The organism is Bradyrhizobium sp. Kon37 (genome assembly GCF_055807535.1).
Genome location: NZ_JBVVOY010000012.1, coordinates 115,716 through 138,677, shown reverse-complemented (window position 1 = coordinate 138,677; position 22,962 = coordinate 115,716). Strand labels below are relative to the sequence as shown.

The following is a 22,962-nucleotide window of genomic DNA, read 5'->3' as shown; positions in this document are numbered from 1 at the left end:
CGGCGAAGCTGGTCATGGCCGGCCTTTCATGGTGGCATCCACGCGCGTGACGAAAAAAATGACACTCAGGGAAAAGTGTGAATCGCTACGCGAAGCCGAACGAAGCCCGCTTGCTGAAGCTGGCTTTTGAAGCCAGAGGCTGGGACTACTTGCTTTCGTCCGGCGGGGTGGCCTGGCGCTCCTCCGCCGAGATAATGGCTGTAGGGACGCCGATCGCTCGCAGCTCCTCACTGAGCAGCTCGAAGACGAGATCAGGTATCGCACCGCGGCGGCGGCTGGCCAGCATGGCACTTGCTTGACACGTTCTGAAGCGCCGGTCTCTAATGTCCTTCAAGGTCCTGCGGTTGGACAGGCAATACTTTCTGCCCCCAAGCAAGAACAGGCTCGACTGCCCCACCCAGCGACTGTCAGGTCAAGGGTGCGGAATCCAAGATCGTTTCCTGGGAGGGAACAATGGACAGACGCCAGACGCTCAAGCTGATCGGTGGTACGGCCGCGTTGGCCGGCGCCGGTTTTCCGGGCTTTGCCTTTGCGCAAGCCCAAAAGGAAATGGTCACGGTCGTGAAGATCGCGGGAATTCCCTGGTTCAACGCACTTGAAAAGGGAATCCAGAAGGGTGCGAAGGATTTCAGCATTAATGCCACTATGGTTGGCCCGGCGAACGTCGATCCGGCACAGCAGGTAAAGCTGCTTGAGGATCTGATCGCCAAGAAGGTCAACGTGATCGGCTTGGTGCCGCTTGATGTAAAAGTCTGCGAGCCCGTGCTGAAGCGCGCCCAGGCCGCCGGAATCAAGGTCATCACGCATGAGGGTCCGGAACAGGAAGGCCGTGACTGGAATGTGGAATTGATCGACTCCGTTCGCTTCGGCGAGGTGCAGATGGAACGTCTCGCCAAGGACATGGGCGGCGAAGGTGATTATGTGGTCTATGTCGGGACTCTTACGACGCCACTTCACAACAAATGGGCCGATGCCGCGATTGCCTACCAGCAGAAGAATTTTCCAAAAATGAAGCTCGTCGCCGACCGCTTCCCCGGCGCCGACGAGATCGACACCAGCCAGCGCACGACGCTTGACGTGATCAAGGCCTATCCCAACCTGCGTGGTATTCTCGGCTTCGGTTCGAACGGACCAATCGGGGCCGGAAATGCTGTGCGTCAGCAACGTCTTGGCAAGAAGATCGCCGTTGTCGGCACCGTGCTGCCGAGCCAGGCGAAGTCGCTTATCGCGGATGATACGATCCGCGAAGGTTTTCTGTGGAATCCCACTGATGCGGGTTACGCGATGGTCGCGGTTGCCAAACTCGTGCTCGATGGCAAGCCGATCACGGATGGCGTCGATATACCCGGTCTTGGCAAGGCAGCCGTCGACGTTGCAGGAAAGCAGATCAAGGTGGACAAGATCATGCGCATCAACAAGGAAACCATCGACGGTCTGATCGCCGGCGGGCTCTAGGCCGGCACCGGTTTAGTCGCCTCATCGCGCTGCATTCCCGGCCCTTCCGGTCGGGAATGCGGTACCACTCGAGTGATCGCACGATCGAACGGTCCATTGCAGGCGAACCTTTGGCGACTTTCCTGGAGATGTCCGGCATATCGAAGCGCTTCGGCGGCGTGCACGCGCTCCGCGACGTCGATCTCACTCTGGAAGTCGGCGAGGTGCATTGCCTGGTCGGTGAAAACGGCTCCGGCAAGTCCACCCTGATCAAGATCATTTCGGGCGTCGAGGCAGCGGAGCCTGGCGGCCGTATTGCAATATCCGGCAAGGAATATCCCAAACTAAACCCGGTCTACTCCACGCATTGCGGCATTCAGGTCATCTACCAGGATCTTTCGTTATTCCCCAACCTCACCGTCGCCGAGAATATCGCGATGGCGCACCATCTTGGCGGCCTCCATTCGGTGAACTGGGCCTCAATGCGCGCCACCGCCAAGGCCACAATGGCAAAGATCGGCGTTGAGTTCGACCCGGACGCGAAACTGTCAGAGCTCAGCATTGCCGGACGCCAGCTGGTCGCGATCTGCCGCGCCTTGGCTGCGGATGCCAAACTCCTGATTATGGATGAGCCGACGGCATCGTTGACCCGCCACGAGGTGAACGCCCTGATCGCGCTCGTAAGCGAGTTGAAGCGTGCTGGCATCTGCGTCGTTTTCGTCAGCCACCGTCTCGATGAGGTGCTTGAAATCGCCGAACGCGTAACGGTACTGCGGGATGGCGCCAAAGTCGGTACTTTTGCAGCAGACGCAATAGATGGGCGGAAACTCAGCCACCTGATGACGGGTAAGTCCTTCGACTATCAGATACAGGCGCCTGAGCTTGCCGCTGGCCCGATTGTGCTGGAAGTTAAGGGCCTGGGCCGCGAGGGCGAGTATGAGGATGTAAGCTTGCAGTTGCGCGCGGGGGAAGTGGTGGGTCTCACTGGTCTGCTCGGCTCAGGGCGAACCGAATTGGCGCTATCCCTGTTCGGAATGAAGCCGCCCGATCGCGGCACCATCGCACTTGACGGGCGGCCTATCGCCCTCCGTACAAATGCAGAGGCGATCGATCGAGGGATCGCCTATGTATCCGAGGATAGGCTTACGCTTGGCCTCATCCTGAATCAGTCCGTCACGGCGAACGTCACGCTTACCGTGCTGGATCGTCTGACTGGCCCGTTCGGCTTGATTGCCGCACGCGCGCGACAGACCCATGTCGCTCGGTGGGTCGCTGAACTCGGGATCAAGGTCGCCAATCCGGCCAACGCGGTGAAGACGCTCTCCGGGGGCAATCAGCAGCGGGTCGTGCTCGCCAAATGGATGGCGACCAATCCGCGGGTGCTTATCCTGGATAGCCCCACGGTGGGCGTCGACATCAGCGCCAAGGACGGCATTTACGAGATCATCCGGCGGTTGGCCCGCGACGGCGTCGCGGTCTTGATGATATCGGACGAAATCCCCGAGGTCCTTTATCATACTCATCGCGTCCTGGTGATGCGGGAAGGTCGTTTGACAACCGACGTGGCTGCCGCAGCCACTTCCGAAGATGCGCTACGGCAGGCCGTCAATGCCTGAATCGCACATGGCATCATTCGGCAGGTTTCGTCGCAGCCATGAGTTCTGGCTGCTGATAGTCATTCTCGGACTCTGCGCCAGCTTGGGCTTCGCGAACGCCCAATTCCTGACCATGCAGAATCTGTTTGATCTGCTGACCTCCTATGCATTTGTCGGCATCCTGGCGCTGGGGCTGCTCGTCGTGCTGATCGCCGGCGGAATCGACATCTCATTCACCGCGACCGCGTCGGTGGCGCAGTATGTCACACTTTCGCTTGCCAATGCTTACGGGGCGAACTGGATCGGCGTCTTCGCCATCGCGATTGGAATTGGCGGCGCGCTCGGTGCCCTCAACGCGATTTTCATCCAGAAACTTCGAATACCATCGATCATCGTTTCGGTCGCGACGCTGAACATCTTCTATGGGCTTCTGATCTTCTTCACCGGCGGCAAATACATCTATTCGTTGCCCGACTGGTTTGCGACCGGAATATTCTGGTTCGAGTTCGAATGGGGCAAGGATAGCTCATACGGTGTCAACCTGCAGATCCTCGCGCTCGCGCTCGCATTTCTCGTCACCTGGCTCCTGCTTAACCGAACCAATATCGGCCGGCAAATCTATGCCATGGGAGGCAATACCGATGCCGCACAGCGGCTCGGCTTCCACATTTTCGGTCTCAATATACTGGTCTATTGCTACATGGGTGTCATGGCCGGAATCGCCTCCCTGATTCAAGCACAACTCGCGCAGTCCGTTGCACCGACGGTGCTGGTGGGCAAGGAACTCGATGTGGTCGCTGCCGTCGTGCTCGGCGGCGCCAGCCTGATGGGCGGCGTCGGCACGGTCTTCGGCACGTTTCTGGGCTTGACACTCCTCGCGGTACTCCAAAACGGAATCATTTTGCTGGGCGTTTCGTCCTACTGGTCGCCGTTCTTCGTCGGATTGGTTATTCTCATTTCGGTCTCTGCGACCGCCTGGTCACAGCGAGAGCGGCGGAGCCAGAGCGCATCCCGATGAGCAATGTACCCGCCCTCTCACTTCGCCGGCGCATGGTCGGCCTCGCCAGCAGCGGCACGGTCGCCACCCTCATCCTGCTGTTGTTCGCGCTCTGGGTCGTGTTCGCGATCACGATCGGCGACCGGTTCTTCTCGGTCAACACGCTGCAATCCATGGCTTTCCAGATGCCCGAACTTGGCATCCTCTCACTCGCGATGATGCTGGCCTTGCTGTCTGGTGGACTCAACCTTTCCATCATCGCGACCGCCAATCTGTCCGGACTAACCATCGCGTTCCTGCTGACGCGCTACATCCCGGGGAGTCAGGGTCTTGCCTGGGTCGGCATTCAGGTGTTTGCGATCGCTGCAGGATTTGCAGTGGCCGCATTGGTCGGCCTCCTCAATGGTTTTGTCATCGCCTATCTCGGCGTTTCGCCGATCCTGGCCACGCTCGGCACGATGACGCTCTGCAAGGGTCTCGCGATTGGCCTGTCGCGCGGTAACGTCATCTCCGGATTCCCGGAGCCGATTGTGTTCATCGGCAACGGAACGGTTTTCGGGGTACCCTTTGCTCTGATCGTACTTGCGTTCTGCGCCTTGCCCGTCGCGCTCATGCTGAACGCGACGCCGTTCGGTGCAAAGGTTTACATGATCGGCTCGAACGAGAAGGCGACCCGCTACTCCGGCGTCAATACCCGCGCCGTCCTCCTCAAACTCTATGTGTTTTCCAGCCTGCTCGCGGGCGTGGCAGCGGTCGTCATGTTGGCGCGTTTCAATTCGGCCAACGCGGCATACGGCGAGAGCTACCTGCTCGTCACCATTCTTGCGGCCGTCCTCGGCGGCATCGATCCGTTTGGTGGCTTCGGCAAGGTTGGCGGGCTATTGCTTGCACTGATCATCCTTCAGGTTATCTCCTCGGCATTCAACCTTCTGAACCTTAGCCAATTCCTCACGTTGGCGATCTGGGGTGGAATCTTGATTGCCGTTGCGGCGGTTCCTCATTTCGCCGGCAAAGCGCCGCGGTAGCCAGCGATGATTAGTTCGATCGTCTCGCCCACTATCGCGGTACTCGACATTGGCAAGACCAGTCTCAAGCTGTTGGTAGCGAGTGACGACGGGTGGCCCCTCGAAACGCATGCGATTCCGAACGTGCCGATGACTCAGGGCCTGTACCTCGCCTATGATCTTGCCGGGCTAGAGGAATGGTTTCTCGATGCCCTTGCCAACGTGTCTCAACGTCATGCCATCGGCGCCGTGATAGTGGCCGCGCATGGATGCGGCGCGGTTCTCGTCGATGGCGATGCGCCAGTGCTGCCGATGATGGACTATGATGCCGTCTGTCCGCCCGAAATCGATGAAGCCTATGCCCGGATCGCGCCGGGTTACGATGAGGTGTTTTGCGGAATTGGCGGCGCGATGCGGCTCGGAAAGCAGCTGCTGTGGCAGGAAAGCGCATGTCCCGTCGAATTCGCCCGCGCAAAAACCTATCTGACCACTGCGCAGTTTTTCGCCTTGCGGCTTGGCGGACGTGCGGCCAGTGAAATCTCGCAGCTCGCGGCTCAGAGCCATATCTGGGACCTCGTCCACCATCAGCCTTCCTCTCTTATGCGCAAGCGCGGTTGGAGCCATCTGCTGCCCGAATGCGTACCCGCCGGTGAGGTGCTAGGGACGGTTTCGGAATCCGTAGCCAGGCGCACTGGCCTGGCGCAATCGACCGAGATCCTCTGTGGCGTGCATGATTCCAACGCCAACCTGTTTCGCTACAAGGCTGCCGGCATGGCCGATGCCTCGATCCTATCGACCGGAACCTGGATGATCGGATTTCAGCGCGACCTCTCCCTGGACAAACTCGATCGCGCGCGCGCGATGGTGCTCAATATCGATGTCGATGGCGAGAATGCACCTTCGACATTGATCGCGACCGGCCGCGAATACGACCTGATCCGCGGGGAACATCGTGCTTCTGATGCAGCCGTCCTTGCCGCGTTGACGGCCCTGCTGTCGAGGGGGACCCTGGCGCTCCCCTCCTTCATTGGCGACGATGGGTTATTTCCGGGCGCTGCTCGCCGTGGACGGGTCATCGGACCGTCTCCCGAGACGCCTGCCGAATGGCAGGCATTGGCACTTCTCTACGCAGCGTTCAGCGCAAACCGCTGCCTTGATGCACTTGAGAGCTCAAAATGCATAGTCATCGATGGTGGCTTTGCGGCGAATTTGCCCTTCGCCCGCTGCATTGCGACGTTGCGACCCTGGCAAAGCGTCAGGGTGAGTCAATCACCGCACGGAACGGCGCTTGGCGCTGCGCTGCTGTGGCGGCGATTCTCGCGTACGCAGCCGGTTTCGAGCGTAGTACTTGAAGCCGTCACATCGCTTAGCAACGATGGGTTCGAGCCTCGCGGCCTTTCCACCGCCTACCAGTCCTGGATCGCTTTCTCGGAGCCCACCTCATGACGGACCACAATCATGCCGATCTCCGCCAAGGTATTGTCCATACCTGCCGAGAGATGAATCGAAACGGTCTTAATCAGGGCACATCTGGCAATCTTTCGCACCGAATTCCAAACGGCATGCTGATCACGCCTACCAGTATGTCCTACGATTGGATGCAGCCAGAGGACGTTGTCGCGATGGATTTTGCCGCGAACTACCAGGGCAACCATCGTCCTTCATCCGAATGGCGGTTTCATCGCGATATTCTGCGCGCACGCGCGGACGTCAACGTCGTGCTGCATACGCATTCCACCTTCAGCACGATTCTCGCCGTGCACCAGCGTGGCATTCCCTGCTTCCACTACATGGTCGCAGTTGCGGGTGGCAACGATGTTCGCTGTGCGCCTTATGCTTGTTTCGGCACACAGGCACTATCGGACTACGCCCTCAAGGCTCTCGAAGATCGCAACGCTTGCCTACTTGGTCATCACGGCCTGATCGTGACGGCCCAGACGTTTGAAAAGGCGCTTTGGCTCGCCTTGGAGGTGGAGACGCTGGCGAAGATGTATGTCCATGCGTTGGCTATCTGCGAGCCGCCGCGCCTCAGCGATGCTGAAATGGCGCAGGTACATGAGCAGATGAAACGCATGGGATACGGCCAGGCTCCTGACCTTGACGACGTCGGCGATGTTCCGCGCGCCCTACCGGACTCGAAATGGACAGCACATTGATGGTGGATTTCACGGACAGCTGCCACCAAATTCGGTCAGCACCGGCCACGCAGAACGAAGGCCGACGCCGGATGTACGGGTTTGACCGTCACGGCCCTCGCGCAGAAGACGTGCGCGAACAATCAGGCTTGCCTCCTTCACCGCTCAACAGATCAACGACTTAGTTTGACGATCTGCCCCGCGCAATTGCAGCAGGATACGCCGCCGTCACCTTCGGCAGCTTCTTCTCATGTCGTCACTCATGCTGCCGTTCCCTTTCTAGCCAGCATGGGGCATGCGGCACGCTGGGTACTGACCTCGCTCGGGGTCCAACGTAACTACAACAGCGCTCGCGTGCATTTTGGGGAGCATCGTCGTCACACCGGACCTGACCCGCCTGCGTCTGCCCTTCGCCGCACTTGGCTTTTCGGCGGTTGTTTTCGATGATACTCTTTTCTAGGGCGTGGACTCATTAGCGCGTAGCCAAATCCGGATTGATGCGAGTTTGATGAATGCCAGATAGTTGGCTGCAAGCTTGTCGTATCGGGTCGCGACACGCCTACATTGCTTAATCTTGTTGAAGAACCGTTCGATCAGGTTGCGTGCGCGATACAGATACGGGCTGAAGCAGATCGGGTCTTTGCGATTTCGTTTCGGCGGAATGTTCGCCCATGCTCCTTGCTGGCGAGCAAGCTCCCTGATCCAGTCGGCGTCGTAGCCGCGATCCGCGAGCAACATCGTTTGTGGAACCAAGGCGCTGAGGAGAATCGAGCACAGCCGGTTGTCGTGCGCCTCACCCGGCGTGAGGGCGAGATGGACCGGCAAGCCATTGGTGTCCACGACCGCGTGAAGCTTGCTGGTCAGGCCACCCCGCGAGCGACCCATATCCTGATGATTGTTGCCCCGACACTGGCACCGTGCTGGTGCACGCGCACGACGGAAGTATCGATCATCTGCACCGCCGCGTCATGACCGGCGGCAAGCGCATCCATGATCTGGTCCGAGACGCCAGCCCGCCGCCACCGAACGAAGCGATTCTAACAGGTGGTGCGGGGACCATAGGTCTCTGGCAGGTCGCGCCAGGAGCGCCTGAGCGCAGAACCCAAAAGATGCCATTGAGCACGCGACGGTCATTTACCCGCCGAACGCCGCGCGGCTTGTTGGGCAGCATTGGTTTGATGGCCGTCCATTCGTAGTCGCTGAGTTCGTAGCGCATGATTCGAGCTCCGGGTTGGACGAAGATCGGGGGGCTTATTTGCGCAAGGCCTTTTGGTGTTTAGTTGTTGTGGTTCTTTGCTCGGCTTGTTCCGCCGACGCCGCTGGTATCCAGCTTTTCAACCATGGCCCGAACTTGTCGGGCGCGATCTGGTATCCATGCAAGGCCCAACCGAAAGATGTTGAGCTCGGCGATCTAGGGGTGGGCCTCGATTATGATCTCATCGGCGTGAAGGATTGCCGGGTTACTGGTGCGAAGCTGCCGCTAGTCATCGTCTCCCATGGTAATGTCGGATGGTTCGGTGGGCATCATGATACAGCAGTTGCGCTAGCTGATACCGGATTTGTCGTCGCGGCAATCAATCATCCGGGGACAGCGCGAAGGACTCTTCGAAGAAATACGATCTGTCGACTTTCTTGTCGCGCCCAGCAGACATGGTCCGTCTGCTCGATTTTATGCTGCATGACTGGAAAGATAAGGCCGTTGTCGATCCGACAAGAATCGGACTGTTCGGACTCCTATGGGTGGTTACACTGGTCTGGCGCTGATCGGCGCAGTACCGGACTTCGACCGTTATGCGCAAGGCTGCACGGATGCGTCGAAAATCTGCGAGCAACTTCGTACCGACGTCATTCCCGCTGTAGCGCGGGATGCGCGCATTCGCGCCGGTGTGATCGTCGATCCGGTATCAGCCTTCTTCACGCAATCAAATCTCGCCGCGATCAAGATTCTGGTGCAGTTCTGGCGAGCGGAGGTCGGAATCGGGATTATCGATCCGCAAGGCACCGCGCGGGTTGCCCATGCGCTGCCCGGCACGCCGGAAATTCACAACGTGCCTGCTAGCCACTTTGCGTTCCTAGCGCCATGCTCGCCGCAACTCACGGCCGCGCTGCCTCGCCCCTGCACCGACAAGCCCGATGGATTTGATAGGTCAGCGTTCCATCGCGAATTTAACGTGAGCGTCGCGCGATTTTCCATGAGCAACTGCCTGAAGGCAACTGACCGCTACCGCTAAGGCTCTGGAGAACAAGTCGGCTCCCGGCACATCTCGGACCTCCGTACCGGATGCGCAATGATCGAGCCGGCCTGGTCGAAGATCATCACGGTGCCGTGCTGGACCGGCCGCTGCGCCTGGACGAACGCGCTGAAGCTATCGAACTTCCCAGCGCGCTCGTCGGGCAAATGGCCGCCCGCAACTATTTCCAGTCGGTCACCTCGCCGGGGCGCGACGCGCTTCGCATACAGCTGCGTCTTCCTGATCAGCGGCTTCAGCCGCTTCCGCAGCTCGGTCTCAGAAGCCTTATCGAGGGCGACGTCACCAACTTACTTCTTCGCATTGCTCAAGACCGGCGCCATAAGGACGTTTGCCCCATCGACGCAAAAGGCAGTCTCTGGAAAGCCTTTCAATGCTTACTGCCAAGGTCGCCTCGAGCAATGGCTCGAGTAAGGGCATCAACTCTAGCCGCAATGTCGCGCATCCGTTCCGAAGCTCGCTTAATCTCAGGCAGACCGCTCGGACTATTGTATGAAGCGTGCCGAACCTCTCGCTCAAGCGCTTCCAATTCCGATCTGCATTTCAGAAGCTCTGCCTTCAGCAAGGCAAGATTGTTCATTGTTCAGGGCAACCTGAGTCAATTGGCTGATCGTGTACAGAGCTGGACCGGCTATCCGGCACCCCTGTCAGTTCCCGGCTCACGCCGAACAGCGGACATAGAGGTACCGACGCAATCCGTCCGAAACGGGCCAAAAGCATCAGGCGGCGCGCACTGAATGGAGGAATTTGCCGACCTCAAGCTTTAGCCGGTTGCTGTCTCGTGACAAAGATTGTGCTGCCGAGAGAACCTGGGACGACGCGGCCCCCGTTTCGCCCGCGCCACGCTGCACGTCGGTGATATTAGAGGAGACCTGCTGGGTGCCCTGAGCTGCCTGCTGTACGTTTCGGGATATCTCCTGTGTCGCTGCCCCCTGCTCTTCAACAGCAGAGGCAATGGTTGAGGAGATTTCTGAAAGCTTCTCGATGGTGCCGCTGATCTCCTTAATTGCCCCTACCGATTCCTGAGTGGCCGCCTGGATACCTGATATCTGCTGGCCAATCTCGCCTGTTGCCTTCGCGGTCTGCTCGGCAAGAGCTTTCACCTCTGACGCCACTACTGCGAAGCCCCGACCCGCGTCGCCGGCGCGTGCCGCCTCTATGGTGGCGTTGAGCGCCAGCAGGTTGGTCTGGCCGGCAATGGTGTTGATCAGCTCGACAACATCGCCGATGCGCGCTGCTGCCTTCGACAGCTCGCCGACGCGATCGTTGGTCTTTCGAGCCTGATCCACCGCCTCATTGGCCAGTCTGGCAGATTCCTGCACTTGACGGCTAATTTCATTGACCGATGAAGCCATTTCTTCAGTCGCTGACGCGACGGACTGTACGTTTGTAGAAGCCTCTTCGGAAGCAGCAGCAACTGTAGTGGTAACCTCCTGCGCCCGCTCGGCGGTCTTAGTCAGCGTTCCAGCGGACGCCTCCAGTTCGGTAGAAGCCGACGACACTGTCTCAATGATTTCACCCACCGCTCCTTCGAAATCGTCAGCCAGCTTATACATATCGGCTTTCCGTTGTTCTGCGCTGCGCTTCTCCATTGCCTGCTGCTCGCCCCGCATACGTTCAACCTCAAGGCCGTTCTTTTTGAAGATCTCTACTGTACGAGCCATATCGCCGAGTTCGTCCTGGCGCTCGGTACCGGGGATTTCGGTGCGCAGGTCATTTCGCGCTAAGGTCTCCATCACACCTTTGAGCACGTTAATCGGCTTTACAATGCCAAACTGACCGATGAACCATCCGCCTAACGTTCCGACGAATATTCCAATGGCGGCAATGATCATCAGTTGACGCGAGGTGGAGTGATATTCTTCCGCGGCCTGTTGCGCGAATTCATCAACCCGATGGTTAAGCTGTTCTGCAGCGGCCCGCATCTCGCTTCGCAGCTTTTGAGCAATAACTTGGCTTTGCGTAGCTGCCGCGCGCAAACGTTCGATCTGCTCCGTCAATTGAACGTCTTTTGATTCGGCTGCAAGACGTATCGTGTTTTCAAGGCTCTTTTCGTACGCAGCCATTGCTTCCCTGATTGCCGGCAGCAGCGCTCTAGTCTTCTCATCACGCGTCTTGCTGACATTCTCGATGCGATCGTTGAACAGCTTTAATTGATCATCAACAATCTTGCGTACTGCAGCACGGTTCTCCGGCCGGGGGTCGAGGGCTATCTGAAATTCAGCGCTACTGAGCGAGATAAGGCTGGTGCTGGCTCTCGCTGCCTCTAAGGCTTTCTTCGCCGTGGACGCCATGGTCTCAGCGTCGTCATTCATCACGCCCATGGCGCGAATGCCGAGCCAACTGGTGCCGATAGCTACCGTGGCAAGAATTACGATCACTGCAAGAACTTTTGTGATGATCTTGATTCGAGACAGCAACGACATCTGAGTTTCCCCTATTTCAGACTTACCGCCTGAATTGGAAGATCATTAGCATTCGCGACATACATGATGCGTTAAGTTGTCGCCCCGTAGGAGTACGGACAATCGAACAGGTGTTCGGCTTTAAGAGCACGGTAGGTCACCAGCGGGGGGCAAAGCGAGCGGCGCTCCGCGTCCGCTGCGCCGCCGGTAGCCGACATCGAACCCTGGTGCTGCTATGGATTGTGAGCAGCCGCACAACAGCTTGGCTACCTCGCTAAGTCCGCCGCGGAGTTCGTAGTGCTGATGCCATCGAGCACGGGCACCGCAGGGGGGCGCGCCCCGGGCTGGGCGTAGCCGGTAGCAAACGCGAACAATTCCCCCTGCCCCATGCAGCGCTTGGATTCTGAACGCCCCTTGCCAGGCTGTACGTCCAAAGCAGCCGCATGTAGCCAGCTGACCGGATGTGCCAATTTCCGATAGTCCCCGGTACTCCACCGGACATGCGCAGCCGTATAAAGGGAACTACCCTGCCGACTTTTGGGACCATTTCGGATGACGCGCAGCGAGGGGCGGGGCAGCCCACCGATCCTCATTTGCAGGAAATGCAGGCAGCCAATGGATTACCTCGCGACGCTGCCAGCGATTGTAAACCTACCGGCAGTGTATGCTTACAGGTGCCTTCCGTGCCTGAGAGTCGACACCATCGTTCTGGGGTAGCCCACGTCGGGAGATGACGCTCATCTAGACCCACGACCCGCTGTAGCTGGCGCTGCCTGCCTCACCCTACTTCTTGACGATTTGCCACCTATGGCCCTCCTCGGCATTGATGGTGGATGGGCACGAAGTCACGCGAGTATTCCCGTGCCACTTCGCAGAGCTAGCTCGTCTTAGTTCTGCGCAACCTGTCATAGCGCGCCTCTAGTCTGCGGATACGCTTGTCCACGTAGGCATCGAAAGCGGCCAACATCGACCGGCTGATCCGCATTTCGAAGCGCAACAGCTATCGAGTACGCACCCTAGTGAGCACACCAGAGTCGTAGCTTTCCACCGTAGCTATCCGCGGGCTGGTTCCTTGAACCGCCAAGAAGTGTCGCCTTGATGTCCGGTGACAGGACGAGGCTGATGCGGCCGTTCGAGATCGTGAGGTTGGGTCCAAGAAAAAGCCTCAGCCGGAGCACTCGCCTTGCGCGAGCATGCCAGCGGCTCCGCGAACACGTTCGAAAAGCCCGCCAGCTAGTGCTGCGGCGTCATCTTAGGAACGGTCAGGGAGTTCGGCCAGGGTGCGGCCCACTCCAAGGCATAATAGCGATCGTCATAAGGCCCGACCCATGGCCGTCAGTCGGCACCGGCACCGGGGCGACCACTCTAAGGGGTGCCGTTTTGATTACCGAAATACTGCCATTCATTGGAGTCGCAATATAGATGTATCGCCCGTCTGGCGTGATCGCCATTCCCTCGGGTTGCAAACTCAGCTCGAGCCTCGCCACTACCTGGTTTATCGCCGGATCGATCACCGACAAAGCATAGTTCGAATAGCTCGTCACATAGACATGTTTCCCGTCCGGGCCGACGGCTATGGCGTGCGGGCCAGGCACCGGCACCGTGGCTACCACTACATTAGTGGCGGTGTCGATCACGGAGACAGTGGCGCCGAAGAAACTCGCGACGTACGCGCGTTTTCCATCGGGGGCAATGACCACGAGCACGGGGATACCAGCAGGGATATTGATCGTGGCGACGACAGTTTGGCTGGCCGTATCGATCACCTTGACGTCGTCGGAGTTGGTATCCGTCACGTAGGCACGTGTCCCATCCGGGGTGAAGGCGGCCCCGGTGGGATTAAATCCCACGCGATTGTTCAAATCGCACATAGCATATTGAGATTCCTCCGCAATTTTTTCTGCGGCCAAACATATTCCGACGACGGGTCCGCCAAAAAGTTACACTTTTGATTTCAGAGGGAAAATCATCGCAGAAATATTTTTGTGGTTTCGCCAGCTATCGGCATCATTCGGTCGATTGTAGCACTTGAAGCGGCCGGCGCCGTGTTCGATCACCGTCTGCAAAGTACCGTCAGCGCGGCCGATCGAGGCGGAATTCCTCGACCGGCACGTCGACACGCCAAGCATTGCTAGGATAAACGATGAAGTCATCATCATAATGGTCCAGGCGGCAGTAAATCTCCGCCATAGGCACGGTCGCGACATAGACCGCTGGATTCGCAAGATCATAGTATTCAACGTGATGTGCTGCGTACCAGATCGCTTTATCGAGCGATGGCGTCCACGACATGCCCATGCTGTGCGCCTGTCCTGCGCACCCCCGGAACAACGTGAGCCGGCTCTCCTTTTCAAAAGTTAGCGCCTGGCCCAACGGCTTGAGCATGCAGAGACGCTCCCGATTGCACGCATCGAATACGGATTTGACCACCGATAAGCCGTGCTCGCAAAAATGAGATGAGTGCACGTAGGCGTCCAACCATGCCGCCTCGAGAGCTCCCATTGGGGCGAGTATCCGATAGTTGCGGATGATGAAGCCGAGGCTCTCCGCCGGGATGTAGCCATGGAAGTTTTCCCCGCGCGCGATCGCGTTTCTGACCTCGTTCGCGTCCCGCTCGGTCAAGTTCGGCAAAATCCAGACGTTCCAAATCCGGTCGTTCTTCTGGCGCCGCGCCCTCATCTTCCATCGAGGCCTCCTTTCACCGTGCTACCCGCGCCAAATTCTGCGATCTCCCCGGCGTCGACGGTAAAGAGCAGCGCGCATACCTAAGGTCGCCGGTTGCCGAAGGCCTAATTGTCGCTCCAGCTTGTGACCGCCCGCACGTTCTTGCGTCGGCTCCATCTTGGTCGATGAGCATGACGCCAGCACAATTTCACCGTTTGGACGGCACCCTCACCGAAATGAACGAAGCCAGCGTCGCGGCAAAGTGACGTCGTACTGATCCGCCGACAAATGTCGACGAGCCAACTCCCTTATCGCTCCCATCGGACCCGCAGCCTGCGAGCCCTTTCCTGGAAGGCACCTTCACCACCCTCCAGTATGTCGCACACCGCTTTTCGGATATCAGCGTTCTCCAGCCCCCCGGACTGGTACGTGATCGGCGGCAACGCACCATGTGGGTGCGGCCCGGATTCGGCGATGATGATCTGATCGGCGTCGGTATTGATCACCAGATTCGCGTTGTGCGTCACCATGATCACTTGGCGGTTCGATTTGGCTTCAATGAACAGCCCCACCAACTCCTCGAAGACGGATTTGGGATCAAGGTTTTCCTCCGGCTGGTCGATGATCAGGGGCCTGCCGTCACCGTCGTCGAGTGCCAGGTAGAGGAGCAGAAGCACGATGCCGCGGGTGCCGGGCGACAGTTTGCGGATATCGACCCCGTCATACTCGATGCCATAGTGAATATCGATGTGGTCCGTGCTGAACAACCATTGAGCGAATCGTTTCGACCAAGCCCGGAATTCCACCTGCTCGGTATGAGCGACCGGCGAGTGGTCGAGCAATTCCTTCTGATAGAGGCGACGAAACTCTTTCATTGCCGATACGACCCCGGCAGATGAACCCGTCTCCCATGCCTGTTTCAGGACCTCGTTCGCGCGTTGAAGCAGCGTGCCCTTGCCCCTGAACGCCCCGCTCTTCCGGAGATCGATCAGCCCATCCTCCGCCTGCGCCGCCCATTGCGCGACGTTGGCGACCCGCGCCACAGAGAACGACAGCTTTTTCAACGTCCCAGATGCTGCCGCCAAGCGTGCCATCAGCGGCCCATATAAATCCTCCAAGACCGTTTGCTCGGCAACCAGTGCGTCGAAGGCCCTGCCATAGGCTTCCTCGCGCTGCGTCTGAAGATCCCGCGCTCGATCTTTGGCACCCTTGCTGTCTTCCAGCTTGCCGGCGAGCGTCTGCATCGCGGCGGTCTCCGTGGCGATGCGACCGGACAGCGCGGTGTATTGCCGTTGCGTCTCCTTGTCGGAGCTGACCAGCTTTTCCAGCCTCGCCATTTCGGCTTCCAACACCGCCTGCGATAGGGTCGAAAGGTCCGTATCGTCCGGGAAGAAGGCGATGTTCGGAGATCCAGCAGCGGGGGCAGTTCCCTTAAGCTCTGCTATTTTTCCGTCGACCCAATTGATGTAGCCCTTCAGGTCATTGTCGACCGTACGGCTGGCACGAAGATCGACGCAACGATTGCGAAGCTGCCGAAAGATTTTCCGCAGGCGATGGCAGAATCCATCGCGACCGGCGCGAAGCGACGCCTCAACAGCCTCGTCACGACGGAGAGTGGCGCTTAGGTCGCGCGGGTCACCACTCCACCTCGCCGTCCGATTGCTCGCAGAGAATGCTTGCTTCGACCACGTCGAAAGCGCTGACCGGCATGGTGGAAGGGACTGAATTCATCCAGCAAGCAAAGGATTGGATCCGAGGTAGCCCGAACCAAACCAACGCCGCGATCTGCAGCGCTACGTTGAGACTGAACGCGACTTGATAAGCCAAGATCGACCTATGGCCATCGTTCGTGGACCATTGCTCCAGGATCAGTCCGGTCGCATATTGTGCCAGAAATGCCCAACCAAAGTGCAAGACGTTCAAGGCGCCATTGGCACGGCCGGCAAGCTCCGACGGAAAGTAATCAGCTATCACGGCAAAGCTGACCACAGTTGCCGTTCCGATGATTGCGACAACCGACCAGGGCAAGATGGACGGCAGAGGTACTCGCAGGATCAAGGCTAGCTCGGCTGCGATAAATAGCATGGCCACCATCGCGAATATCGTCTCAGCCGTGAGACCTGTTCGTTTGACGTGATGGATCGTCATGCCGAACAACCAGGCACCGCCGCTGAGTACGATCGACATTATGAACAGCTGTCTGACGAGGCCTGCGCGATCGAGGCCCTCCACGTCTGCAAGCCACGGTGATGCCCACAATCCCTGCAGCGACCAAGCTGAACCAACGCAAGTCGCCGACAACGGGGCTATCCGCCAGAAGCGCCTGTCGCTGAAAACGGATCCCAGGGTGGCGGAGGCTGGTGCTTTCGATGGGATAACGCGTTGCTCAGGAACTACGACATAGATGACCGGCCCATCAACGTCGATCGAAGACCGGGAGCTATTCCGCGGCCACCGTCGACGAATGCAGGAAGCGAACGCTATCCTCTGGCACAAGCTGAAACCGCAGCGCTGCTCGGAGGGCTTCGAGACCGAAGACATGCAGATCTTCGTTGAAGTCGCCCAGCCGGGGCGACAGCACGACCACTTCAATGCCGGCGTTTGCTGCCCGCTGGCTGAGAATTGCCAGCACCGCATCACCGGCGGCATCGGCATCGCGCGCAATGTAGAACCGGCGCAGGCTAGACGGCAGCAGCATGGCTGAGAGGTGATTGGCCGAGAGTGCAGCAGCCATAGGCAAGGTCGGCAGCACGCAGCGCAACGAAAGCATCGTCTCTATACCCTCGCCGGCAGCGAGCACGTTGTCCACCACGCCGAACCGAACGGCATTGCCGAGAAGACCGCCCATGGCCCGTCGTGGCGTGTCGACCGGAGCCTTGCCGAGCCGAACACCATCAAAGCCATCCGGATCGAGCCAAGTCCGGTGCACGCCGGTGATCCGACCGTCAAGATCCGTGACGCGGGCGATCATCGCCGGCCAGGTTTCAGTCGGCAAATGCTCGTCGGGCCGATAGTAGCAACGTGGGTGGAAGCGCAGGCTGCCATCATGGTGGACGCGGGTTATTCCGCGGCGCTGCAGGTACGTTTCAGCCAGTGTCCCCTCGATCGGGCTGGATATCGCAAAGAGCCGACTGGCGGCTACCTGCGATCCGGGCGGTACGGCTGGGGGAATAGGTCTTGGGGCGGGCTTCTGCTCAGAACGAGGCAGGTTCAAAAAGCGCCTCGCCTCCTCGGCGACCTCACGAAAGTGTCGCAGAGCCAGAGTTTCGCGGATGATGTCGAGAAGATCACCATGCGCGCCGGTTGCGGCATCGGTCCACTTACCCGCCGCTCCCTTCGGCGATTCCTGGAGCCGCACAAATAGTGAGCGGCCCGGGTTGTTGTAGACGTCGCCGACCACCCAATACCGCCCCATCCGCTTGCCATTGGAGAGATAGTGTCGGCATACCGCCTCCGCCTCGCGCGCGAGGCGGCGTGCCAGCTCGCAAGCTTGGCGGGACATCAGGCCGCCTCCTGCCAAACGGCACCTTCGACCGGATACCGGTCGCGTACCTTCGACGGCATCTCTATGCCACTTGCGCCCATCCGCACGAACATGAGGAGCTGACAGAAGATGATCTCTTCAAAGAGGCCGTCCCCTCGCAAGCTCTTGCGCATCTTGGACTTGGATCCCGACACTTCGATGCGCTTTCCACGGATCATTCCGACATCGGCCGACTTAATTTTTTGGACAGCTTTTGGCATGCGATGCTCCACGACGGGCAGCCGGGAGCCTTTCTCTCGGCCTCCAACCCGTCACGGAAACGACCCTGTCCCTCTTACTCTTGTGCCGCAGCCACCGAGCAGAGCCTCACGCCGCCTGCTAGTCCTCCGTCGGCATGACGCCGACGGGTTCTGGAAGAAAGCCAAGGAGATAATCGGCAACCTTGCTGGCCTTGGAAGCAGCCCGGATAATGGCGCGATTGTCCTCGCGCAAGACTTCAAGCCATGAGCCGATGTAGTCGGCATGCCGCACCGTCGGCACGATGCCGAGCGAGGCGCAACTGAACGCAGACGAGATTTCCGCAACCAGCTCCTCGAAGGCATACTTCTTGGTACCGTAGTTGCCTGACAGGTCACGGTTCAGACGCGTCGGATGACCGCTGGCATGCGCCAGCTCGTGGAGAGCCGTTCGATGCCAATTGATTGGTTCAAAATAGGCCTGCGGAGGCGGCACCTGCACATAATCTTCCGTCGGCATATAGAAGGCACGGTTGCCGCCGATGCGGAAGTCGATGCCGGTCGCCTTGATCAGGTATTCGACCTGCGGCTCGATCAGGCCCGGCGGCGGGGGCGGCGCCGTCGTCGCGATCTCTGGAGGCAAGCCGCCGCATTGATCACAGTTGAAGACCGTAAAATGCTTGAGGAACGGAATGGCCTGCGCTTCCTCGCCGGTTTCATGTACGCGGCGCTTTTCGCAGGCAGGCACGAATCGGTCGGCATAGACGACGGTCGTGCCGCGCTCGCCCTTGCGGACGTGACCACCGAGCGACAGCGCCTGGCGGAAGGTAAGCCAGCTCTGGCCTGTAAATCCGTGTTCGGTCGCGGCACCCCATAGAACTAGAATGTTTATGCCGCTGTATTGGCGGCCGGACGCCGCGCTCTTCGGCAAAGCCAAAGGCGCCTTCGCCGCCGCGGTGCCCCAAGGCTGGACCCACGGCACTCGGCCAGCCTCCAACTCGGCGATGATCTTGTTGGTGATGTTGTCATAAAGGTTGGCCCGGTCCTTACCGGTGCGCGCGTGAGGATAATATCTGGACATCGCGGGTCTCCGCGACGGGGACCGCGAACCTCTCTCGCAGCCTGTAGCCCGTCATGGCAAAACCCGGCCGACACTCTGACTCTCCTCCTACTTGAAGGAATGCGAGACCTGTGACGCAGCCCGCCTTCCATCGTATCTTCATGGGAATTGAGTTGAGCTACCGGGGCCGCAGGCCCCACGAGGCGTGCGCCAGGCGCGCATCGCCTCAACGGAAAATGGCACCCGGAGAGCGTGAGCATAGCGACCCGAAGGGGCACGCGGGTCCGAGTGCAGCGACGAGTCCGGTTCAATAGCGGCACCCGGGAACGGGGCAGTGATAGCGGTCGCCGCAAGGCGAGCCCCTTTTCCGAGTGCCCCCGGCGAGGAGCTCCGCTATCCCTGCGCGAGGGATCGAAGCCGGATGGCCGAGACGCAGCGCGGCTCGGTTCACAAGAGCCCGTTGCGGCGCAGCCGCACGCGCGCAAACGGGAAAACTCGCCAGGCTTGACCAGAGGACCTCGTTTCGTCGCTTGAATTCGTCGACGCGCAGAAAAGTCTCTTAGTCCCTATTTACGCATGCCGGCGCAGTTCGGGTTGCATTCCGCCTTGCATCGTCCATCCGGCTCAAGCGCATCACGAGAGGCCTGCAGCTCACGGATATCTGCAACTATTCAGTCCCTATACATGAGCAATAATTGAACCACTCGAGCAATGGCCGGCCAACAGTACTCAGCCCCTCCGCGATCATAGCCTGCTGAGTTCAACCCGCACGTCCAAATTCCGACGCCCGAAAGCGATCCGAAGGCTTCGATACAAGTCTCCCATCGGACCTGTCGGATAGACTATTGATCTATCATCCAAAGCAGTTGCCTGCCTGCTACCGGCCCCTGCCAACGGAGCGCCGCAACTGTTCCCCTTTTCTTTCGCGAGCGACATTGGCGTTCTTGGAGAACTATACACCGAAGGCTTCCTTTTCGCGCGCCAATCCAGCCTTTTCCCGCCCGGCCGCGCTTCGCAGTAGAGGTGCAAACTCTTTGGCCGTAACACTCCGCTTAATCCGCGATCCGAACTCTCGCTCCCCCGATCAGGGGCGAAGAGCAATCTGGATCGACCAGATCCCGTCTCGCTCGTCAGTGAAATCAGCACATGTTACACCACGGGCATTCAGCAGTGAGATCAAACCGCTTAGGCTCGCCGCGCACCGCACGACCTGCCCGCTACCCTCTCGCTAGAACCTGGCCCACGATGATGAGGGCGGACATGGCCGCCGCCTACCTTGACTTTGTAGACACGAGCGAACTCATGCGCGCGATCAGTCGAGGAGACGCACCCCCACCAATCGGCTTTCGCGGAACAGGGCGCCAGCGCCAGCCAGTTTGGTCGAAGGCGACTATGGATCACTTCGCAGCGTCGATCGGAAAAGGAGATCTTAAGCAGGGGGAAGATCTCTTATGCCTGGTGTGATATCGCTTGGGAAGGCACCGCGTCTGCCTCGGTATTGTCGCCGCAAAATATTGACGAAGAATAGAATAGCCTACTATTTCGAACCCCCAACTTGGGCCCGTCGACAGGGCTGCGATTTAAACCCTGAAGCTCTGGGCTGCGATTACGCAAGTGCCGTCGAGCGGGTAGAGAAAGTTCTCTTGCCGGCGTTCGACAGTTGGCACTCACGGGGTCTAAGCGACATCGTGCCGGCGACTATCGAACCCGGCACGTTCGATTGGCTCGTCGGCGTCTTCCAAGCTCACCAGAAGTGGACAGAAATCGAAAGCGCTACACAGCGGCACTACACAAAAAGTCTCGCGCTGTTCGCCAATCACGAGCTGAAAGATGGAAGTCGCGTTGGGTCTAAGCAGCTGTCCGATTTCACCAAAGCGTTCGTCGACGCAGTTTATCGAAAATTATTGTTCGTGACGAAAGTCGGAAACAGTGGAGAGGTCGTCGTTCGCGAGCGCCGTCGCTATGTAAATATGGCTATGGCGTCCTGCCGCCGGGCTTGGTTCGTTGGTCAGCGTGCTCAAGAAAGGATTGTACCGGCGACCAATCCGTTTTCCCGGATGGGATTAAAATCTCATCCGCCCGGGCGGCCGATAGAGCCCACACCGACCGCAACTTGGGATGAACTCGTCGCCTTCAGAGCTGCCGCGAGAAGACTTGATTACCGCTCGATCGCAACAGCTGCTCTACTGTCGTGGGAGTGGCTGCAACGAGAGCAGCACGTTTTTGGCGCCTTCGACATTTCGCACTATCGCCCCAGCGAGCGGCCAAATAGCGTCAGAATCGTGCATCCGAAGAATGGAGAGGAGGCCTGGTGGCCCCTAACGGACGAAACTGGCGCCCCTCTCTTCCCTGAACTTATGGAGGAACTTGACGAGATCAAAAGGACCACCCTCTCCGGCCTGGTATTCCGGCGTGACCATGCGCATCGTCAGTCGGCAATCCCGCTACCATGGATTACCCCGCGCAAGGATCTCCGCTATCTACGTAGCGTGGTAAAAACAATTATCACAGAGGCTGGCCTACGTCAGGAGCTTTCTTTTCGGTCCTTCCGACACGGAGGATTTACTGAAGGCGCCGACAGCGATCTCACGGATGCAGAGTTGCGCGCGGCTGGCCGTCATAGATCAAGTCGCCAACTGCCAACCTATGCTAAGCGGACTGGCAGGCAGTTGATCATTGCCACAAAAAAGCGTCGCGAGGAGCGGGCAAGATCTCTGCTTATTCGGCTCAACGCCAATCTCTCCTCGGAATAAAGGCACGTCGGCCGACGGCAGCGCCGACGAATGCGCTGAAAGGATCGCCTATTTTCCCGTCCATACCGGCTTGCGCTTCTCGCTGAACGCTTTCAGGCCTTCCTTGGCATCCTCGGTCATGGCAAGCAGCGCGATCTGGCTTTCGGTGTAGGCGATGCTCTCGTCGAACGACATCGAGGCGATGGCGCGCATCGCGTATTTGCCGCGGCGGATCGCGGTCGGGGATTTATCGACGATGCGGCCGATCAGCCAGTCGACCTTGGCGTCCAGCTCCGCCGCGGGCACGACGTAGTTCAGCAGGCCCGCTCCCAGCGCTGCCCTCGCGTCGAACGGCTCGCCGGTCAGCGCCCATTCGTTGACGAGTCGCGGTAAAGCGATGGACTGCAACAGGCTCAACACCTGCATCGGGAACACGCCGACCTTGACCTCCGGAAGACCGAAGATGACATGATCGGCGGCGACGGCCATGTCGGTCATGCAGAGCAGGCCCATGCCGCCGGCCATGCAGACGCCGCCAACGCGCGCAATCGCGGGCTTGGTGGCGTTCTGCGACAACCGCAACAGATCGGCATAGTCGACATTCGGTCTGGAATGATCCATCGCGAAAGCCGCGCCGGAGTTCTGCAGATCCGCACCGGCGCAGAACGCCTTGTCGCCCGCACCGGTCAGAACGATGACTCGGACGTCCTTGTCGTCATGGGCGTCGCGATAGCCCCGTGCGATTCCGGCGATGACCTCGTCATTCAGCGCGTTGCGTTTCTCGGGCCGGTTGATGGTGATCCAGAGCGCCTGCCCGCGCTTCTCGGTGATCACGGCTATGGTGTCGGTCATGGCACGCTCGCTTCCTTGGCTCCCGTTTAGCGGCCATTTGCGGCAGCTCGGGCGGAAGGTGCAAGGGCAAACTGCGGCGCGGCGCCGCTTTAGCGCCTCGACACAAACCTGCAGG

18 protein-coding genes and 2 pseudogenes are annotated in these 22,962 nt (G+C 59.2%); 9 read left to right on the top strand and 11 right to left on the bottom strand.

Features of this window, described 5'->3' with window-relative positions:
• Positions 1-145: 145 nt before the first annotated feature.
• Entirely contained in the window at positions 146-286 is a 141-nt protein-coding gene (locus AC0L3J_RS22310; protein ID WP_473348315.1) for a hypothetical protein, read from the bottom strand.
• Between the two features lie 167 nt (positions 287-453).
• Between AC0L3J_RS22310 and AC0L3J_RS22305 the strand changes: the two genes are divergently transcribed.
• From AC0L3J_RS22305 to AC0L3J_RS22280, 6 genes are all read left to right on the top strand, one after another.
• Positions 454-1,455: an autoinducer 2 ABC transporter substrate-binding protein gene (locus AC0L3J_RS22305; protein WP_456768616.1), complete on the top strand. Its 1,002-nt coding sequence runs from the start codon at positions 454-456 to the stop codon at positions 1,453-1,455.
• A 110-nt stretch (positions 1,456-1,565) separates the two neighbouring features.
• Complete coding sequence (locus AC0L3J_RS22300; protein ID WP_473348314.1) at positions 1,566-3,050, top strand: sugar ABC transporter ATP-binding protein; 1,485 nt, start codon at positions 1,566-1,568, stop codon at positions 3,048-3,050.
• The gene (locus AC0L3J_RS22295) at positions 3,043-4,047 is read left to right on the top strand and encodes an ABC transporter permease (RefSeq protein ID WP_473348313.1); all 1,005 of its coding nucleotides are present in this window, start codon (positions 3,043-3,045) and stop codon (positions 4,045-4,047) included. The genes AC0L3J_RS22300 and AC0L3J_RS22295 overlap by 8 nt, the downstream gene beginning before the upstream one ends.
• Entirely contained in the window at positions 4,044-5,051 is a 1,008-nt protein-coding gene (locus tag AC0L3J_RS22290) for an ABC transporter permease (RefSeq protein WP_473348312.1), read from the top strand. Before AC0L3J_RS22295 ends, AC0L3J_RS22290 begins: the two co-directional genes overlap by 4 nt.
• A gap of 6 nt (positions 5,052-5,057) precedes the next feature.
• Positions 5,058-6,476 (top strand): FGGY family carbohydrate kinase, encoded by a 1,419-nt coding sequence (locus AC0L3J_RS22285; protein ID WP_473348311.1) that lies wholly within the window; start codon positions 5,058-5,060, stop codon positions 6,474-6,476.
• Entirely contained in the window at positions 6,473-7,186 is a 714-nt protein-coding gene (locus AC0L3J_RS22280; protein ID WP_473348310.1) for a class II aldolase/adducin family protein, read from the top strand. Before AC0L3J_RS22285 ends, AC0L3J_RS22280 begins: the two co-directional genes overlap by 4 nt.
• A gap of 435 nt (positions 7,187-7,621) precedes the next feature.
• On the opposite strand, the pseudogene AC0L3J_RS22275 reads toward AC0L3J_RS22280, so the two are convergent.
• Positions 7,622-8,381: pseudogene (locus AC0L3J_RS22275) on the bottom strand (IS5 family transposase).
• A gap of 520 nt (positions 8,382-8,901) precedes the next feature.
• Here AC0L3J_RS22275 and AC0L3J_RS22270 point away from each other — a divergent pair.
• Together AC0L3J_RS22270 and AC0L3J_RS22265 are read left to right on the top strand one after the other, a co-directional pair.
• Positions 8,902-9,396, top strand: coding sequence for an alpha/beta hydrolase family protein (locus AC0L3J_RS22270; RefSeq protein WP_473348309.1), 495 nt, complete (start codon positions 8,902-8,904; stop codon positions 9,394-9,396).
• Between the two features lie 57 nt (positions 9,397-9,453).
• Positions 9,454-9,828, top strand: a complete 375-nt coding sequence (locus AC0L3J_RS22265) for a hypothetical protein (RefSeq protein WP_473348308.1) — start codon at positions 9,454-9,456, stop codon at positions 9,826-9,828.
• A 305-nt stretch (positions 9,829-10,133) separates the two neighbouring features.
• On the opposite strand, the gene AC0L3J_RS22260 is transcribed toward AC0L3J_RS22265, so the two are convergent.
• The 8 genes and pseudogenes from AC0L3J_RS22260 to AC0L3J_RS22225 form a co-directional block, all read right to left on the bottom strand.
• Complete coding sequence (locus tag AC0L3J_RS22260; RefSeq protein ID WP_473348307.1) at positions 10,134-11,840, bottom strand: methyl-accepting chemotaxis protein; 1,707 nt, start codon at positions 11,838-11,840, stop codon at positions 10,134-10,136.
• Between the two features lie 1,241 nt (positions 11,841-13,081).
• Positions 13,082-13,729: a YncE family protein gene (locus AC0L3J_RS22255; protein ID WP_473348306.1), complete on the bottom strand. Its 648-nt coding sequence runs from the start codon at positions 13,727-13,729 to the stop codon at positions 13,082-13,084.
• A gap of 163 nt (positions 13,730-13,892) precedes the next feature.
• Positions 13,893-14,498, bottom strand: coding sequence for a hypothetical protein (locus tag AC0L3J_RS22250; protein ID WP_473348305.1), 606 nt, complete (start codon positions 14,496-14,498; stop codon positions 13,893-13,895).
• Between the two features lie 293 nt (positions 14,499-14,791).
• Positions 14,792-15,973, bottom strand: a pseudogene (locus AC0L3J_RS22245) (AAA family ATPase); the annotation flags it as partial.
• A gap of 145 nt (positions 15,974-16,118) precedes the next feature.
• The gene (locus AC0L3J_RS22240; protein WP_473348304.1) at positions 16,119-16,670 is read right to left on the bottom strand and encodes a hypothetical protein; all 552 of its coding nucleotides are present in this window, start codon (positions 16,668-16,670) and stop codon (positions 16,119-16,121) included.
• Positions 16,671-16,923: 253 nt separating this feature from the next.
• On the bottom strand, positions 16,924-17,985 hold the full coding sequence (locus AC0L3J_RS22235; RefSeq protein WP_473348303.1) for a DUF7146 domain-containing protein: 1,062 nt from the start codon (positions 17,983-17,985) through the stop codon (positions 16,924-16,926).
• Positions 17,985-18,227 carry a hypothetical protein gene (locus tag AC0L3J_RS22230; RefSeq protein ID WP_473348302.1) on the bottom strand — a complete coding sequence of 81 codons (243 nt, stop codon included), beginning with the start codon at positions 18,225-18,227 and terminating at the stop codon, positions 17,985-17,987. The genes AC0L3J_RS22235 and AC0L3J_RS22230 overlap by 1 nt, the downstream gene beginning before the upstream one ends.
• A 118-nt stretch (positions 18,228-18,345) precedes the next feature.
• Positions 18,346-19,284 (bottom strand): ArdC family protein, encoded by a 939-nt coding sequence (locus AC0L3J_RS22225; RefSeq protein WP_473348301.1) that lies wholly within the window; start codon positions 19,282-19,284, stop codon positions 18,346-18,348.
• Between the two features lie 1,622 nt (positions 19,285-20,906).
• Here AC0L3J_RS22225 and AC0L3J_RS22220 point away from each other — a divergent pair.
• Positions 20,907-22,016 (top strand): hypothetical protein, encoded by a 1,110-nt coding sequence (locus AC0L3J_RS22220; RefSeq protein ID WP_456768964.1) that lies wholly within the window; start codon positions 20,907-20,909, stop codon positions 22,014-22,016.
• A 48-nt stretch (positions 22,017-22,064) separates the two neighbouring features.
• Here AC0L3J_RS22220 and AC0L3J_RS22215 read toward each other — a convergent pair whose 3' ends face one another.
• Positions 22,065-22,847: an enoyl-CoA hydratase/isomerase family protein gene (locus AC0L3J_RS22215; protein WP_456768963.1), complete on the bottom strand. Its 783-nt coding sequence runs from the start codon at positions 22,845-22,847 to the stop codon at positions 22,065-22,067.
• Positions 22,848-22,962: the final 115 nt, after the last annotated feature.

Coding starts and splice junctions, on each gene's coding strand:
- AC0L3J_RS22280 (WP_473348310.1), top strand. CDS start 6,473: ATGACGGACCACAATCATGCCGATCTCCGCCAAGGTATTGTCCATACC.
- AC0L3J_RS22250 (WP_473348305.1), bottom strand. CDS start 14,498: ATGAGGGCGCGGCGCCAGAAGAACGACCGGATTTGGAACGTCTGGATT.
- AC0L3J_RS22285 (WP_473348311.1), top strand. CDS start 5,058: ATGATTAGTTCGATCGTCTCGCCCACTATCGCGGTACTCGACATTGGC.
- AC0L3J_RS22305 (WP_456768616.1), top strand. CDS start 454: ATGGACAGACGCCAGACGCTCAAGCTGATCGGTGGTACGGCCGCGTTG.
- AC0L3J_RS22290 (WP_473348312.1), top strand. CDS start 4,044: ATGAGCAATGTACCCGCCCTCTCACTTCGCCGGCGCATGGTCGGCCTC.
- AC0L3J_RS22295 (WP_473348313.1), top strand. CDS start 3,043: ATGCCTGAATCGCACATGGCATCATTCGGCAGGTTTCGTCGCAGCCAT.
- AC0L3J_RS22240 (WP_473348304.1), bottom strand. CDS start 16,670: ATGTCGATCGTACTCAGCGGCGGTGCCTGGTTGTTCGGCATGACGATC.
- AC0L3J_RS22270 (WP_473348309.1), top strand. CDS start 8,902: ATGGGTGGTTACACTGGTCTGGCGCTGATCGGCGCAGTACCGGACTTC.
- AC0L3J_RS22230 (WP_473348302.1), bottom strand. CDS start 18,227: ATGCCAAAAGCTGTCCAAAAAATTAAGTCGGCCGATGTCGGAATGATC.
- AC0L3J_RS22235 (WP_473348303.1), bottom strand. CDS start 17,985: ATGTCCCGCCAAGCTTGCGAGCTGGCACGCCGCCTCGCGCGCGAGGCG.
- AC0L3J_RS22260 (WP_473348307.1), bottom strand. CDS start 11,840: ATGTCGTTGCTGTCTCGAATCAAGATCATCACAAAAGTTCTTGCAGTG.
- AC0L3J_RS22265 (WP_473348308.1), top strand. CDS start 9,454: ATGATCGAGCCGGCCTGGTCGAAGATCATCACGGTGCCGTGCTGGACC.
- AC0L3J_RS22310 (WP_473348315.1), bottom strand. CDS start 286: ATGCTGGCCAGCCGCCGCCGCGGTGCGATACCTGATCTCGTCTTCGAG.
- AC0L3J_RS22215 (WP_456768963.1), bottom strand. CDS start 22,847: ATGACCGACACCATAGCCGTGATCACCGAGAAGCGCGGGCAGGCGCTC.
- AC0L3J_RS22225 (WP_473348301.1), bottom strand. CDS start 19,284: ATGTCCAGATATTATCCTCACGCGCGCACCGGTAAGGACCGGGCCAAC.